The organism is Kitasatospora sp. NPDC127035, from assembly GCF_042726075.1.
In the GTDB taxonomy this organism is placed as follows: Bacteria; Actinomycetota; Actinomycetes; order Streptomycetales; family Streptomycetaceae; genus Kitasatospora.
This window is the reverse complement of the sequence record NZ_JBHXDN010000022.1, coordinates 70,880-83,726: the sequence shown is the minus strand read 5'-3', so window position 1 is coordinate 83,726 and position 12,847 is coordinate 70,880. Positions and strand designations below refer to the sequence as shown.

Below are 12,847 nucleotides of genomic sequence, written 5' to 3'. Positions count from 1 at the left end.
AGAAGCTCAAGCGCGGTTGAGGTCAAGCTCTCCCGGTCTGCCCGATCTGCCGGTTCTGCCGGGCCGGAACGGGCCTTCGGAACGGGCCTCCGGGGCGGGCCTCCGGGGCGGGCCTCCGGGGCGGGCGGTCAGGTCGGCCGGGCGGTCAGGTCGGCCGGGCGCCCGGCCGGGTCGGGCGGATCCGCGTTGCCCGGCCGGGCCCGCCCTACGCGGGGCGCAGCTCCAGGGTGCAGCACTTGGGGCCGCCGCCGCCCTTGAGCAGCTCGGAGACGTCGACCGGTACCGGCTCGTACCCCTGCTCGGTCAGCCGCGCGGCCAGCGCCTTGGCGGCCTCCGGCAGGAGCACCCGGCGCCCGTCGGAGACGGCGTTCAGCCCGAACACCTCGGCGTCGGCCCGGTCGGCGAGGATCGCGTCCGGGTAGAGGCTGCGCAGCAGTGCCTGGCTGTCCGGGGTGAACGCCTCCGGGTAGTACATGACCTGGTCCTCGTCGAGGACGGCCAGCGCGGTGTCCAGGTGGTAGAAGCGCGGGTCGACCAGGGTCAGGCTGAGCACCTGGACGCCGAAGAGCGCGCGGGCCTCGGCGTGCGCGGCCGGGTCGGTGCGGAAGCCCGTGCCGGCCAGCACCCGGCGACCGGCCACCAGGTGGTCGCCCTCACCCTCGTTGACGTGCCCGGCCCGCTGCACCTCGCGGTAGCCGGCGGCCCGGAACCAGGCCTGGTGGGCGTCCGACTCGCCGGCCCGCTCGGGGTGGCGGAAGGTCGCGACCAGCGCCCGGCCGCCGAGCACGGTCGCCCCGTTGGCCGTGTAGACCATGTCGGGCAGCCCGGGCACCGGATCGATCAGCTCGACGGTGTGGCCGAGCCGCCCGTACAGCGCGCGCAGCCGCTCCCACTGGAGGACGGCGAGCTCGGTGTCGGTGGGCCGGGACGGGTCCATCCAGGGGTTGATCGTGTAGTCGACCGTGAAGTACGTCGGCCGGCACATCAGGTAGCGCCGCGGTTTCGCGGCGCGCTCCGGGATTCGGTTCGGCATGCGGCGACCTCCGCCGTCCGGGGGTGAGGGGTTCGGGGTGCTCGGTGCTCGGTGACGGCTGCGGGGCGGTGGCCGCCGGGCGAGGTGTCCGGTCGGGCGCCGGGACCGTGCCGCGCAGTCCAGAGGGCCGCTGCCCGGACGGCGCCGTTCGTACACCCGCGCGGGAACACCGGACGACGCAGTCCCCCGCGCACCCGGCGCATCCGCCGGCGCGTCCCCCGGCGCACGGGGAGCGCACCCACCCGCCCGACTCCGACCGGCCCGAAGGGCGGGCGGCCCGCCGGTCACCGGGCCGCGGAAGCGGAAGGGCCGCCGCCCCGCGAGACCGGCAACCGGTCTCCGCCGTAGACCTCCTGACGCCCCGCCCGGTCGTACGGCCCGCCCCGTCGCCGACCTCCCGGACCACCCCCGCCCACCGCCGGAGGGCTCCCCGAACGGTACGTGGCCGATCTCACGTACCGCCACCGGCCACCTACGGTGGCGTAGGTTACTTGAGACAGTGAACTATCTCCTTCATGCCGAATCTCCAGGAGACCCTTGACCTCAGTTCGTACGTCGCCATCGGGGACAGCTTCACCGAGGGCCTGAACGACCCCGGCGTCGGCGGTGCCTTCGCCGGCTGGGCCGACCGGCTCGCCGGGCTGCTCGCCGACGGGCAGCCCCCGGGCGACTTCCGCTACGCCAACCTCGCGGTGCGCGGCCGGCTGCTCGACCAGGTCATGGCCGAGCAGGTGCCGCAGGCCCGGCGCATCCGGCCCGACCTGGTGACCTTCTGCGCCGGCGGCAACGACATCCTGCGACCCGGCAGCGACCCGGACGAGGTGGCCGAGCGGTTCGAGGCCGCCGTCGTCCAACTCGTCGAGGCGGCAGGGACGGTACTCATCTGCACCGGCTTCGACACCCGCGGCGTGCCGCTGCTGAAGCACCTCCGCGGCAAGATCGCCACCTACAACAGCCACATGCGGGCCGTCGCCGACCGGCACGGCTGCAAGGTGGCCGACCTCTGGTCGCTCCGCGCCGTCCAGGACCGCCGGGCCTGGAGCGAGGACCGCCTGCACCTCTCCCCGGAGGGCCACCAGCGGGTCGCCCTGCTGGCCGCCCGCTCGCTGGGCCTGCGCACCGCGCAGGACCCGGAGGCGCCCTGGCCGGTCCTGCCGGTGGCGTCCCCCGCCGAGCAGCGCCGCGAGAACCTGCAGTGGGCCCGCGAGTACCTGATCCCCTGGGTCGGCCGCCGCCTGCGCGGCGAGTCCTCGGGCGACCACGTCGAGGCCAAGCGGCCGGAGCTCATGCCGCTCTGACGCCCCGTCGGAGACTCGGCCGGACCACCGGACCACCGGCCCCCGGATCCGTCCGGAGCCACCGCCGCGCCACCGCCGCGCCCCGACCGGCGGTGGCACCCGGCCCGCGGCTGCCTCAGACCCGGCGGCCGGCCGGGCCGGCCCGCCCCGCACCCGCGTGCGCGAGCGCGGCCAGGACCGCACCGACCAGGTACCAGAGCAGGTCGGGCGGGTTGAAGGTGGAGCCGAGCACCAGCCGGGCGAGCGCACTGCGGTGGGCCAGCTCCTCCGGGACCCCGGTGAGCTGGAACAGCTCGACGGCCCAGCTCAGCCCGGCCGCCCACGCCCCGGCCGCGACCGGCCGCAGGCCCGGCGCCGCGGTCACGGCCAGCGCGTACACCAGCACCGTGTACAGCGCGTCCCCGGCGTACTTGGCGACCTCCCCGCCGACCGCGGCGCGCACCCCGAGCCCGGCCGCCACCGCCAGCACCGCCGCCACCACGGCCACCGCACGCACGGCGCCGCGCCCTCGAAGATCATCCATTCCGGTACCCTAACCAGCCGCCGGACCCGGCACCGACGGCCGGCGCCGCTCCGCCGACGTCGGGGACTCGACCGCGGCGGCGACCGCGAGCCGGGCGTGTCGCCACGGCCTCCCCGCGGCGCCTTCTGCGCCCCCGCCCCCGCCTCCCGCGGACCGTACGGAACCGCCGCCGCCCCGCCCGACGTCCCTCCCTCCCGGCGGGCCGCGCCTGCGGCCCGGTAACCTGCTGGCCGGTCCGTGTGGGACCGGGTCCGTGCGGGTCGCGGGCGGGAACGACAGAACAGGGCGGGGCACAGTGACGCAGCTGACCGATGCGGTGAACGGGTCCGGGGTGGCGGCGGACACGACGGAGGCCGGGCAGGGCCGGGGGCGGCGGTTCGCCGTCGAGGGCTTCGCGCCGCGCCAGGACGGCCGGTCCCGCGACCGCGGCAAGGACCTGCGCACCCGCACCCCGCGCGAGCGGCACGCCGAGTTCGCCCCGTCCGACGACCGCCCGTCCGCCGTGGCGGCGATCGAGGCGTCCAACGCCGGCCGCCTCAGCGATCTGGTGCCGATCAGGCTGGGCCGGATGGCCGCCACCCCGTTCGCCTTCCTCCGCGGCTCGGCCGGTCTGATGGCCGCCGACCTCGCGGTCACCCCCACCAGCGGGATAACCGCCCAGCTGTGCGGCGACGCGCACGCGGCCAACTTCGGCCTGTACGGCGACGCCCGCGGCCACCTGGTGATGGACATCAACGACTTCGACGAGACCGTCCCGGGCCCGTGGGAATGGGACCTCAAGCGGCTCGCGACCAGCCTGGTGCTGGCCGGCCGGGCGGTCGGCGCGGACGAGACCACCGCCCGCCGGGCCGCGTTCGACGCGGCGGGCGCGTACCGCCGGACCATGCGCACGCTCGCCAAGCTGCCGGCGCTGGACGCCTGGAACGCCGTCGCCGACGAGCAGTTGGTCTCCTTCGCCCAGGCGCACGACCTCACCGAGGTCCTGGAGAGGGTCGGCGCCAAGGCGCTCGGCAACACCAGCGCACGCTTCGCCGCCAGGTCGACCGTGCGGGCGGAGGACGGCGGCCACCGCTTCACGGCGGCGCCCCCGGTGCTCAGCGAGGTGCCGGACGACACGGCCTCCGCCGTCGCCACCGCGCTCGGCGCGTACGTGCGGACGGTCCCGGCCGAACTGCACCCGCTGCTCTCCCGCTACCGGGTGCAGGACGTGGCGTTCCGGGTGGTGGGCACCGGCAGCGTCGGCACCCGTTCGTACGTGGTGCTGCTCACCGACCACCGCGAGCAGCCGCTCGTGCTCCAGGTGAAGGAGGCGCGGCCGTCCGTGCTGCTGCCCCACCTGGCCCGCGCGGGCTACCCCGTGACGACGCCGGAGGTCCACGAGGGCCGCCGGGTGGTGCTCGGCCAGAAGCGCATGCAGGTGGTCAGCGACACCCTGCTCGGCTGGACCACGGTGGACGAACTCCCCTACCAGGTACGGCAGTTCCGCAACCGCAAGGGCAGCGTCGACCCGGCCGCGCTGCTGCCCGCGCAGCTGGACGACTACGCCCGGATCACCGGCGCCCTGCTGGCCCGGGCCCATGCACACACCGCGGACCCCGGCCTGATCAGCGGCTACTGCGGCAAGAACGAGGCGTTGGACGAAGCGGTCGCCGGGTTCGCGGTGGCGTACGCGGACCGCACCGAGGCGGACCACGCCGAGCTGGTCGCGGCGATCCGTGCGGGCCGGCTCCCGGCCGAGCACGGGGTCTGACGCCCCCCGGGGCCCGGCCCCGGTCCGGCCGTTCCCGCCGGTCCGGGCCGGACCCGCGGGAGCGGCCGGCCGGGGCCTCAGGACCCCGCCGGCTCCAGGAACGGCGCGACCGCCGCCACGAACTCCGCGGGCCGGGTCCGGTGCACCAGGTGCCCGGCCTCGACGGTGACCACCCTCCCGTCCGGGAGCAGCCCGGTCAGCTCGGCGATCCGGTCCTGCGGCACGTGGCTCGCCGGGCCGCCGGCCACCACCAGGGTGGGCGCGGTGATCGCCGTCATCCGCTCCAGCCAGCGCGGGTCCGGCCGGTCCATCCGTCCCTTGACCGCCTTCACCACGGCCCAGTCGAAGTCGATCGGACCGGCGGGCCGGTCGGGCACGGGGCTCGCCGGGCGCGGTTGGGGGGCGGGGACGTCCTCCAGCACCAGCCGGGCGACCCGCTCGGGCCGCTCCTGGGCGACCAGGTAGGCGACCACGCCGCCCATCGAGTGCCCGAGCAGGTCGACCCGCTCCAGCCCGAGGGCGTCCAGGAAGCCGAGCACGTCGTCGCGCATCAGCTCGACGGCGTACCGGCCGGGTCGGCCGCTGTCACCGTGGCCGCGCAGGTCGAGCGCGTAGACGCGGTGGTGCGGGGCCAGGGCGGGCAGGACGTCGTCCCAGTCGGTGGCCCGCTCGCCGAGCGCGTGCAGCAGCACCAGCGGCGGGCCGTCGGCCGGTCCGCTCTCCCGGTAGGCGAGGGACAGCTCGGGAAGGTCGACCGTGCGATGAGCAGTCATGCCGCTCACCGTACGGCGCCCCGGCCGGCCCGGGCACGGAGCGGCCGTTCGCCCGCCGCTCAATTCCCCGGTCCCGCACCGGAGGCGGATCCGGACGGCGCGCCGGAGGCCGGAGCCTGCGCCGCTCCGGGCGCCGAGGCCGACGCCCCCGCCCCCGATCCGGGTCCCCCCTCCCGCGTCTCCTCCGCCGGCCGCTCCGGAGCCTCACCGGTCCGCGTCCCGCCGTCCCGTCCCGCGGCCCGGCCGGCGAGCATCGACGCCACCACCGCCAGGCCGGCCACCGCCGCACAGACCGCGGTCGCCCACGCGTACGCGGCCCGGTGTCCGCCGCCGTCGCCCGTCGCCCGCAGGTAGACGCCGGAGAGTGCGGAGATGCTGACCGCCGCCGCGATCCGCTGCGCCATCTGCAGGATCGCCCCGCTCACTCCGGCCGCCTCGGACGGCGCGTGGCGCAGTACGTACGCCTGGTTGGTCGCCGTCATCAGTCCGACCGCCGCGCCGCCCAGCAGCTGCAGCAGCGCGAGGAGCCACGGCAGCGGCCCGGCCGGAGCCCAGTGCGCGACCAGGCCGCCGGCCAGCATCACCAGCGCCGAACCGGTCATGCCGGCGGTGACGGTCCGCCGGCCGAACCGCTGGACCACCCGCCAGGCGACCGCCGAGGCGAATCCCATGGCCACCGCCGAGGGCAGCGAGACCAGGGCCGCCCCCATCGGCGAGAGGCCGAGGCCGTCCTGCAGGAACATCGTCAGCACCAGCCCGGCCGCCAGCGAGGAGCCGAACTGGGCCATCGCCACCGCCGTGCCCAGCGCGTACGGCGCCGAGCGGATCAGCGCCGGGTGGATCAGTGGGTGGCCGCCGGCCCGGGCGTAGCGCCGCTGCCACCAGGCCAGCGCGCCGAGCAGCAGCACCGCCCCGGCGGCGAAGCCGAGCCAGCCGGTCCAGCCGGGCGGCTGGACGAACGGCAGCATCAGCGCGAGAGTCAGCGCGGCGACCAGCAGCAGGCCGACCAGGTCGAGGTCGGCGTGCCGCGCGCTGGGGCGCGGGCGCGGCAGGTAGCGGGCGGCCAGCAGCACGGTGGCCAGCCCGAACGGGACGTTGAGCAGGAAGGTGATCCGCCAGCCGTACTCCGGTCCGACGACCGCCAGCACCGCGCCGCCGACGGGCGGGCCGAGTGCGAAGGCCAGCCCGCCGGTGACGGCGTAGAGGCCGAGCGCACGGGCCCGCAGCTGGCCGCCGAAGACGTCCTGGAGGGTCCCGATCATCTGCGAGTTCACGAGTCCGGCACCGGCACCCTGGAGCAGCCGGGCGGTCACCAGCACCCACGGTTCGGTGGCGGACGCCGAGAGCAGGCTGACGACGGTGAACAGGGCGAGCCCGGAAACGAAGAACCACTTGCGGCCCTTGACGTCGCCGAGCCGCCCCCCGGGTATCAGGGCCAGTCCGAAGGCCAGCGAGTAGCCCGCGACGATCCATTGGAGGTGGGCGGGCTGGGCGTGCAGCGACTCGCGCAGCGCGGGGATCGAGGTGTTGAGCACCGACTGGTCGAGCAGGGTGGTGAAGCCGCCCGCGACGCAGACCAGCAGCACGCGCCGCCCGGCGGCGTCGAAGCGCTCCTTGACCGGCGGGGTGGACGCCGCGCGGTCGGTGGTGGCCGTCACGGCACGACCACCACCAGCGCGTACCGGGCGTCCTCCGGGCCGGGGCAACGGAAGCGGGTGGTCTCGGCGACGAACCGCAGGCAGTCGCCGGCCGCCAGCGGCTGCGCCTCCCCGTCGACGGTCAGGTCCAACCGGCCCTCCAGCAGCCAGAGGTGGTGCTCCACGCCGAGCGCGCAGGGCCGGTCGTAGGCGATGTCGGCGCCGGCCGGCAGCCGCCCCTCCACGATCTCGGCGCGCAGCGACCCGTGCGGCGGTGAGACCGACCGCCGGACGAACCCGGTCGCCTCGTCCCGCCAGACCCACTGCTCGTCGGCCCGCACCAGCCGCGCGGGCGCCGACTCCACCTCGGCGAGCAGCCGCGACATGGTCCGCCCGTAGACGGCGCAGAGCCGTCCGAGCAGCGCCGCCGTCGGGCTCACCTCCGCCCGCTCGACCCGGGACAGTGTCGACCGGCTGACGTCCGCCTGCCGTGCCAACTCCTCCAGCGTCCACCCGCGTTCGACCCGCAACTCGGCCAACCGCCCTGCCAGCCGCTCGTCGGCGGCCGTCTCGATTCCCATATCCGCGATGCTATCCCGGATATGGGATCCGCTTCGGGGCTTCCCGCCGGCCGTCCCACGGCGGGGTGGCGGAGCCGTGCACTCCCGCCGGCGCCGGGGGACGGCACGGTGGCCGACCCGGGCTTCACGGTGGCCGACCTGGGCTTCTGCGACACCGGCCGCCGATCATATGATGTCCGCGACCATGGGCCGGACGGCCCACGCGCATCACGGGGGATCACATGTTCGGCATCATCAGACCGTGTCGGCACCGGCTCTCCGAACGGTTGCAGGCCACGTGGATGGCCCACCTCTGCGGGCTCTGCCTCGCCCTACGGGACGACCACGGGCAGCTGGCCCGAACCGCCACCAACTACGACGGTCTGATCATCTCGGTCCTGGTCGAGGCCCAGGCCGCCGCCGACGCCCCCGGCGGGCGGCGGACCGCCGGGCCCTGCCCGCTGCGCGGCATGCGGACCGCCTCCGTCGCGCGGGGCGAGGGCGCCCGGCTCGCCGCCGCCGTCTCGCTGACCCTCGCCTCGGTGAAGATCCGCGACCACGTCGAGGACCGGGACGGCGTCTTCGCCCGCCGCCCGGTCGCCGCCGGGGCGCGCGCGGTGACCCGGCGGTGGGACCGGCGGAGCGCGGGCAGCGCGTCGGTGGTCGGCTTCGACACCGCCGTCCTGCTCGACGCGGCGGCCCGCCAGGGCGAACTGGAGCGCGGACTGCAGGTCGGCGGGTCCGTCCTGCTGGTCACCGAGCCCACCGAGAGCGCCACCGCCGCGGCCTTCGCGCACACCGCCGTCCTGGCCGGCCGGCCGGGCAACGCCGCACCGCTGACCGAGGCCGGGCGGCTGTTCGGCCGCCTCGCGCACCTGCTGGACGCCGCCGAGGACGAGGCCGCCGACGCCGCGAGCGGCGCGTGGAACCCGCTCACCGCGACCGGGACCGACCGCGCCGAGGCCGAACGCCTCTGCCGCGACGCCGTGCACGGCATCCGCCTCGCACTGGCCGAGGTCGACCTGACCGACCGCACCCTGGTGCACGTCCTGCTCGCCCACGAGACCGAACGCGCCGTCGAGCGGGTCTTCGGCCCCGCCGCGCACACCGCCGCCTGCCGCACCAGGACCGGCTCCGGGGCGACCGGCGCACCCGGCACCGCGCCCGCCGGCTCCAACCCGTACCAAGCACCGCCCCGGCACGACCCGGACCAGGCCCCGCCGCAGGGCCCGGGCGCGCCCGTCCCGCCCTGGATCCCGCAGGGCCCCGGCTTCACCCCGCCCGGCGCCCCACCGCCGGACCGCCGCAACCTGCTGGCCGGCTGCGCCATGTGGGCCCTGATGGCCTGCACGTGCCAACTGTGCTGCTGCGAGCACGAGGACCCGTTCTCCCGCGAACGCCGCGAGGGCTGGTGCCACCAGTGCGACTGCTCCAACTGCTCGGACTGCTGCGACTGCTGCCAGTGCTGCGGGGAGAACAGCAGCTGCTGCTCGGACTGCGGGTGCGGCTGCGACGGGTGCGGCTGCGACTGCTGAGCCCCGGCCGGCCGCCACCGGCCCGCCGCCCCCCACCACGGGCGGACCCGGCCCCGGACCTCCGGCGTACGGGCGGCCGCGCCGGGTCCGCCTCCCGGCGTAGCCGCCGTCCACCGGCGGGCCGACGTGCCGCCCGGAGGACCCGACCTAACGTGGCGTCATGTCCAAGACCACTCGGTGGCGTTCCGCCGCCCTGCTCGGCCTGCCCGTCGCCCTGCTGCTGACCCTCGCCGGTCCGGCCGCCGCCGCGGCACCCCCCGCCCCGACCCCCGGCGCCGCCGGCCACCGCCCCCCGGCCGGCGGCGCGCCCCGGGTCCCCGCCCCGACCGGACATCAGCCGGTCGGCGTCACCGACGTCCGTCTGGTGGACGACAGCCGGCCCGATCCGTGGCGGGCCGGCACGCCGTCCCGCGAACTGATGGTCACCGTCCGGTACCCGGCCGGCACCACCCGCGGCAGCCACCCGGCCTACGTGTCACCGGAGTTGTCCCACGCCCTGTACCGGGGCCTCTTCGACGCGAGCACCGTGCGGACCAACGCCCTGGCCGACGCGCCGCCCGCCCGCGGGCGCCTCCCCCTCGTCGTGCTCTCCCCCGGCTTCGGCAACAGCCGCACCTCGCTGACCGCCCTGTCCGAGGACCTCGCCTCCCGCGGCTACGCGGTCGCCGTCGTCGACCACACCTACGAGACCTCCGTGCAGTTCCCCGACGGCCGGATCGAGCCCTGCCTGATCTGCGGGGAGCCGGAGGACCCGTGGGCCTTCGGGGTGGACGTCTCCCGCAGCCGGGCCCGCGACCTCCGGTTCGTGATCGACCGCTTCACCGCCCCGGGCAGGGGCCCGGTGCGCGGCCTCTCGATCGACCCGGCGCGGATCGGCGCCGCCGGCCACTCGCTCGGCGGGGCCGGCTCCCTGGAGGCGATGCGCGAGGACGGCCGGATCCGGGCCGCCGCCGACCTGGACGGCACCGTCTTCGTCCCGCCCGCCGAGGGCCTCTCCCGGCCGGTCCTGCTGCTGAGCGCCCGGCTCGGCGGCTCGGCCGAATCCACGGCCAACTGGGAGGACACCTGGAACCGGCTCGGCGGCTGGCGCCGCTGGCTGGACCTGCCCGAGGCAGGACACCTCTCCTTCTCGGACGTGCACTGGCAGGTCGACGCGTTCGGCGTCCGCGACCAGCTGCCGCCGGAGCTCGCCGACGAGAGCTTCGGCACGATCCGCGGCACCCGCGCGCTGGCCGCCACCCGCGCCTACCTCGGCGCGTTCCTCGACCGGCACCTGCGCGACCGCCCGGGCCCGCTGCTCGACCGGCCGTCCCGCGCCTACCCCGACGTCCGCTTCGTGAAGTAGCCCGCCTCACCGGCCGGTCCGGCCGGCGCCGCGCCCGCGACGGGCCCGGCGGCGCCGGCCGGCACCGCCTCCCGCAACTCGCCCCCGGCGTGCTCCGGACCGCGCACCCAGAGCGGCAGCACCTCGGCTCCCCGGGTACGGCCGCCACCGGCCTCAGACATCCCGGGCCACCGATCTCGCCCCCGCCGACCGCCGGTCGGCCGCCAGCGAATCCTCCAGCCGGGCCAGCAGCACCCGGAACCGGTCGGTGTCCTCGGCCGTCATCCGGCCCTCCGCCAGGGCCCGCACGCCCTGGTCCCCCGTCGTTCCCTCGTTCATGCCCCGACGTTAGGCGACGGCGATCAACGCGCGATAAACACCCGTCACTCCCGCCGCCTCCCGCCCCCGGGGCCCCGGGGTGTCAGCCGTCGGCCCGGCCCGCGCCCGGGGCGGACGGGACCAGGACCACCGGCAGGTGCCGGTGCCCGTTGGAGATGAAGGACTCCACCGGCGCCAGGCCGGCCCCCGCCGCCAGCGCCAGGTCCGGGAACCGCTCGAAGAGGGCCGGCAGCGCGATCTGCGCCTCCATCCGGGCCAGCGGAGCGCCCAGGCAGAAGTGCGCACCGTGGCCGAACGCCAGGTGGTCCTTGGTGGGGCGCCGCAGATCGAAGACGTCCGCGTCGGCGCCGTGCACCTCGGGGTCCCGCCCGGCGGCGGCGAACGCGGCCAGGATCGGCTCGCCCCGGCCGATCAGCACCCCGCCCGCCCGGATGTCCTCCACGGCGTAGCGCAGCGGCAGGTTGGCGACGGGGGACTGCACCCGCAGGGTCTCCTCGATCACGTCGCTCCACCCCGCCTTCCCGCTCAGGACCAGGTCCAGCTGCTCGGGGTGGGTGAGCAGCAGGTGGATGGCGTTGTCCAGCAGGTTGACCGTGGTCTCGTGCCCGGCGCTGAGCACCAGCAGCAGGGTGTCCAGCAGCTCCTTCTCGGTGAGCGAGCCGCCGTCGCCGTCCGCGTCGCGCGCGTCGATCAGCCCGCTGGTCAGGTCGTCGCCGGGCGTCTCGCGCTTGATCGCGACCAGCTCGGAGAGGAGCACGTACACCCGCTCGCCGTTGGCGTGGGCGTCCTCGGGGGTGATGGTGGTGTCGAAGAAGCCGTCCACGCACCTCCGCAGACCCTCGTGCAGGTGGTCTGGCACCCCGAAGAGCTCGCAGATCACCTGGATCGGCACCGGATAGGCGTAGCCCTCGCGCAGGTCGACGGCCCGGCCGGGCTCGGCGACGGCGGCCAGGCCGTCGAGCAACCCGGTGACGATCCCCTCGACGCGCGGGCGCAGCGCCTCGGTGCGCCGGGCGGTGAAGGCGCCGGCCACCAGGCGGCGCAGCCGTCGGTGGTCGGCGCCGTACGCGGTGAACATGCTCTCGACCGCGACCCAGAGCATCAGCGGCCAGTCGGCGGGTATCTCGCCGGCGGCGAAGGCGGTCCAGTGCTGCCGGGCGTTCTTGGACACGTTCGGGTCGGCCAGCAGCTGCTTGACGAGCCGCTGGCTGCCCACCGACCAGGCGACCACGCCGCCGGGGAGTTCCACCTGGGCCACCGGACCGTCCTGATGGACCCGGCGGGCCTCGCCGTGGATGTCACGGCCGCCCGGGTCGAGCCGGACGGGGCAGCGGTCGCGTTCCACGGAGGGCCTCCTGAGGCGTCGTCAGGCGCTGCGGGGGGTGCGGCCGGAACCGTGCCCCGGGGCCCCGGGTGCACTCCGGGGCGATCCCGCCACAGCTTGCCAGCGGACGGTGGACCCGACAAGCACGCCTCCCCACCGCCGGAGGCGGTGAGGGACACGCCGGCGCCGGGGGACGGGCCGGGGGACGGGCTCGCCGGGGGACCCCGGAGGCACGTCCGGCGGTCGAGGCGGTCTCAGGCCCGGCCGAGCACCCGGTCGACGGCGATCTCGATGACCACCCGGTCCGGGTTCACCCGCGGTTCGCGGTAGCGCTCGGTGTAGCGCCGCACCGCCTCGGCGACCTCCGCCGGCTCGTCCCGGACCACGGCCACGCCCTCCAGCGTCGACCAGCGGGCCCGGTCCACCTGGCAGACCGCCACCCGCATGCCCTCCGCCCCGGCCGCCAGCACGTTCTGCACCTTCCGGCTGGTCCGACTGCTGATCACCCGGGCGATCCCCGCCTCCGGCTCGTACGTCACCCCCACCGGCACCACGTGCGGCGTCCCGTCGGGCCGCCGGGTGGTCAGCGTGGAGATGTGCCGCTCCTGCCAGAAGGCGAGGAAGGCTTCGTCGAGCTCGCGTGGATCATGGGCCATGCCCGCGATCGTACGTCGCCGGACCGGGCGCCCCGCCCACCGGGCACCGGCTTCCTCCGGCGCCGTCGGTCCCGGCCGCCCGGCGGGACCGGCCC

At 76.4% G+C, this 12,847-nt stretch carries 13 protein-coding genes; 4 read left to right on the top strand and 9 right to left on the bottom strand.

Features of this window, described 5'->3' with window-relative positions:
- Window positions 1-205 precede the first annotated feature (205 nt).
- A complete protein-coding gene (gene ddaH, locus ACFWIC_RS17870; protein WP_329881819.1) occupies window positions 206-1,033 on the bottom strand; it encodes a dimethylargininase in 828 nt (275 codons plus the stop codon).
- A 515-nt stretch (window positions 1,034-1,548) separates the two neighbouring features.
- On the opposite strand from ddaH, the gene ACFWIC_RS17865 reads away from it, so the two are divergent.
- Window positions 1,549-2,331: an SGNH/GDSL hydrolase family protein gene (locus tag ACFWIC_RS17865; protein WP_329951105.1), complete on the top strand. Its 783-nt coding sequence runs from the start codon at window positions 1,549-1,551 to the stop codon at window positions 2,329-2,331.
- A 115-nt stretch (window positions 2,332-2,446) separates the two neighbouring features.
- On the opposite strand, the gene ACFWIC_RS17860 is transcribed toward ACFWIC_RS17865, so the two are convergent.
- Window positions 2,447-2,854: a DUF2809 domain-containing protein gene (locus ACFWIC_RS17860; protein WP_380519313.1), complete on the bottom strand. Its 408-nt coding sequence runs from the start codon at window positions 2,852-2,854 to the stop codon at window positions 2,447-2,449.
- A gap of 295 nt (window positions 2,855-3,149) precedes the next feature.
- On the opposite strand from ACFWIC_RS17860, the gene ACFWIC_RS17855 reads away from it, so the two are divergent.
- A complete protein-coding gene (locus ACFWIC_RS17855) occupies window positions 3,150-4,604 on the top strand; it encodes a DUF2252 domain-containing protein (RefSeq protein WP_380519312.1) in 1,455 nt (484 codons plus the stop codon).
- 77 nt (window positions 4,605-4,681) lie between these two features.
- Here ACFWIC_RS17855 and ACFWIC_RS17850 read toward each other — a convergent pair whose 3' ends face one another.
- Genes ACFWIC_RS17850 through ACFWIC_RS17840 form a run of 3 tightly spaced genes read right to left on the bottom strand, consistent with a single transcriptional unit; the run spans window position 4,682 to window position 7,595 of the window.
- Window positions 4,682-5,377: an alpha/beta fold hydrolase gene (locus ACFWIC_RS17850; RefSeq protein WP_380519310.1), complete on the bottom strand. Its 696-nt coding sequence runs from the start codon at window positions 5,375-5,377 to the stop codon at window positions 4,682-4,684.
- Window positions 5,378-5,436: 59 nt separating this feature from the next.
- On the bottom strand, window positions 5,437-7,035 hold the full coding sequence (locus ACFWIC_RS17845) for an MFS transporter (RefSeq protein ID WP_329951108.1): 1,599 nt from the start codon (window positions 7,033-7,035) through the stop codon (window positions 5,437-5,439).
- Complete coding sequence (locus ACFWIC_RS17840; protein WP_329881813.1) at window positions 7,032-7,595, bottom strand: XRE family transcriptional regulator; 564 nt, start codon at window positions 7,593-7,595, stop codon at window positions 7,032-7,034. The genes ACFWIC_RS17845 and ACFWIC_RS17840 overlap by 4 nt, the downstream gene beginning before the upstream one ends.
- Before the next feature lie 221 nt (window positions 7,596-7,816).
- Between ACFWIC_RS17840 and ACFWIC_RS17835 the strand changes: the two genes are divergently transcribed.
- The gene (locus tag ACFWIC_RS17835; RefSeq protein WP_380519309.1) at window positions 7,817-9,109 is read left to right on the top strand and encodes a DUF5685 family protein; all 1,293 of its coding nucleotides are present in this window, start codon (window positions 7,817-7,819) and stop codon (window positions 9,107-9,109) included.
- A 160-nt stretch (window positions 9,110-9,269) separates the two neighbouring features.
- A complete protein-coding gene (locus tag ACFWIC_RS17830) occupies window positions 9,270-10,454 on the top strand; it encodes an alpha/beta hydrolase family protein (RefSeq protein ID WP_380519308.1) in 1,185 nt (394 codons plus the stop codon).
- Here the strand turns inward: ACFWIC_RS17830 and ACFWIC_RS17825 are convergent.
- The 4 genes from ACFWIC_RS17825 to ACFWIC_RS17810 form a co-directional block, all read right to left on the bottom strand.
- A complete protein-coding gene (locus ACFWIC_RS17825; RefSeq protein WP_329951111.1) occupies window positions 10,427-10,615 on the bottom strand; it encodes a hypothetical protein in 189 nt (62 codons plus the stop codon). The two genes, ACFWIC_RS17830 and ACFWIC_RS17825, sit on opposite strands and share 28 nt — an antisense overlap.
- On the bottom strand, window positions 10,608-10,772 hold the full coding sequence (locus tag ACFWIC_RS17820) for a hypothetical protein (protein ID WP_329951112.1): 165 nt from the start codon (window positions 10,770-10,772) through the stop codon (window positions 10,608-10,610). Before ACFWIC_RS17820 ends, ACFWIC_RS17825 begins: the two co-directional genes overlap by 8 nt.
- 82 nt (window positions 10,773-10,854) lie before the next feature.
- Window positions 10,855-12,117: a cytochrome P450 gene (locus ACFWIC_RS17815; RefSeq protein ID WP_380519306.1), complete on the bottom strand. Its 1,263-nt coding sequence runs from the start codon at window positions 12,115-12,117 to the stop codon at window positions 10,855-10,857.
- A 233-nt stretch (window positions 12,118-12,350) separates the two neighbouring features.
- On the bottom strand, window positions 12,351-12,752 hold the full coding sequence (locus tag ACFWIC_RS17810; RefSeq protein WP_329951114.1) for a TIGR03618 family F420-dependent PPOX class oxidoreductase: 402 nt from the start codon (window positions 12,750-12,752) through the stop codon (window positions 12,351-12,353).
- Window positions 12,753-12,847 lie beyond the last annotated feature (95 nt).

Excerpts from the sequence above, each read along its gene's own strand:
- ddaH (WP_329881819.1), bottom strand. The coding sequence starts at position 1,033 with ATGCCGAACCGAATCCCGGAGCGCGCCGCGAAACCGCGGCGCTACCTG.
- ACFWIC_RS17865 (WP_329951105.1), top strand. The coding sequence starts at position 1,549 with ATGCCGAATCTCCAGGAGACCCTTGACCTCAGTTCGTACGTCGCCATC.
- ACFWIC_RS17860 (WP_380519313.1), bottom strand. The coding sequence starts at position 2,854 with ATGGATGATCTTCGAGGGCGCGGCGCCGTGCGTGCGGTGGCCGTGGTG.
- ACFWIC_RS17850 (WP_380519310.1), bottom strand. The coding sequence starts at position 5,377 with ATGACTGCTCATCGCACGGTCGACCTTCCCGAGCTGTCCCTCGCCTAC.
- ACFWIC_RS17840 (WP_329881813.1), bottom strand. The coding sequence starts at position 7,595 with ATGGGAATCGAGACGGCCGCCGACGAGCGGCTGGCAGGGCGGTTGGCC.
- ACFWIC_RS17835 (WP_380519309.1), top strand. The coding sequence starts at position 7,817 with ATGTTCGGCATCATCAGACCGTGTCGGCACCGGCTCTCCGAACGGTTG.
- ACFWIC_RS17830 (WP_380519308.1), top strand. The coding sequence starts at position 9,270 with ATGTCCAAGACCACTCGGTGGCGTTCCGCCGCCCTGCTCGGCCTGCCC.
- ACFWIC_RS17825 (WP_329951111.1), bottom strand. The coding sequence starts at position 10,615 with ATGTCTGAGGCCGGTGGCGGCCGTACCCGGGGAGCCGAGGTGCTGCCG.
- ACFWIC_RS17820 (WP_329951112.1), bottom strand. The coding sequence starts at position 10,772 with ATGAACGAGGGAACGACGGGGGACCAGGGCGTGCGGGCCCTGGCGGAG.
- ACFWIC_RS17810 (WP_329951114.1), bottom strand. The coding sequence starts at position 12,752 with ATGGCCCATGATCCACGCGAGCTCGACGAAGCCTTCCTCGCCTTCTGG.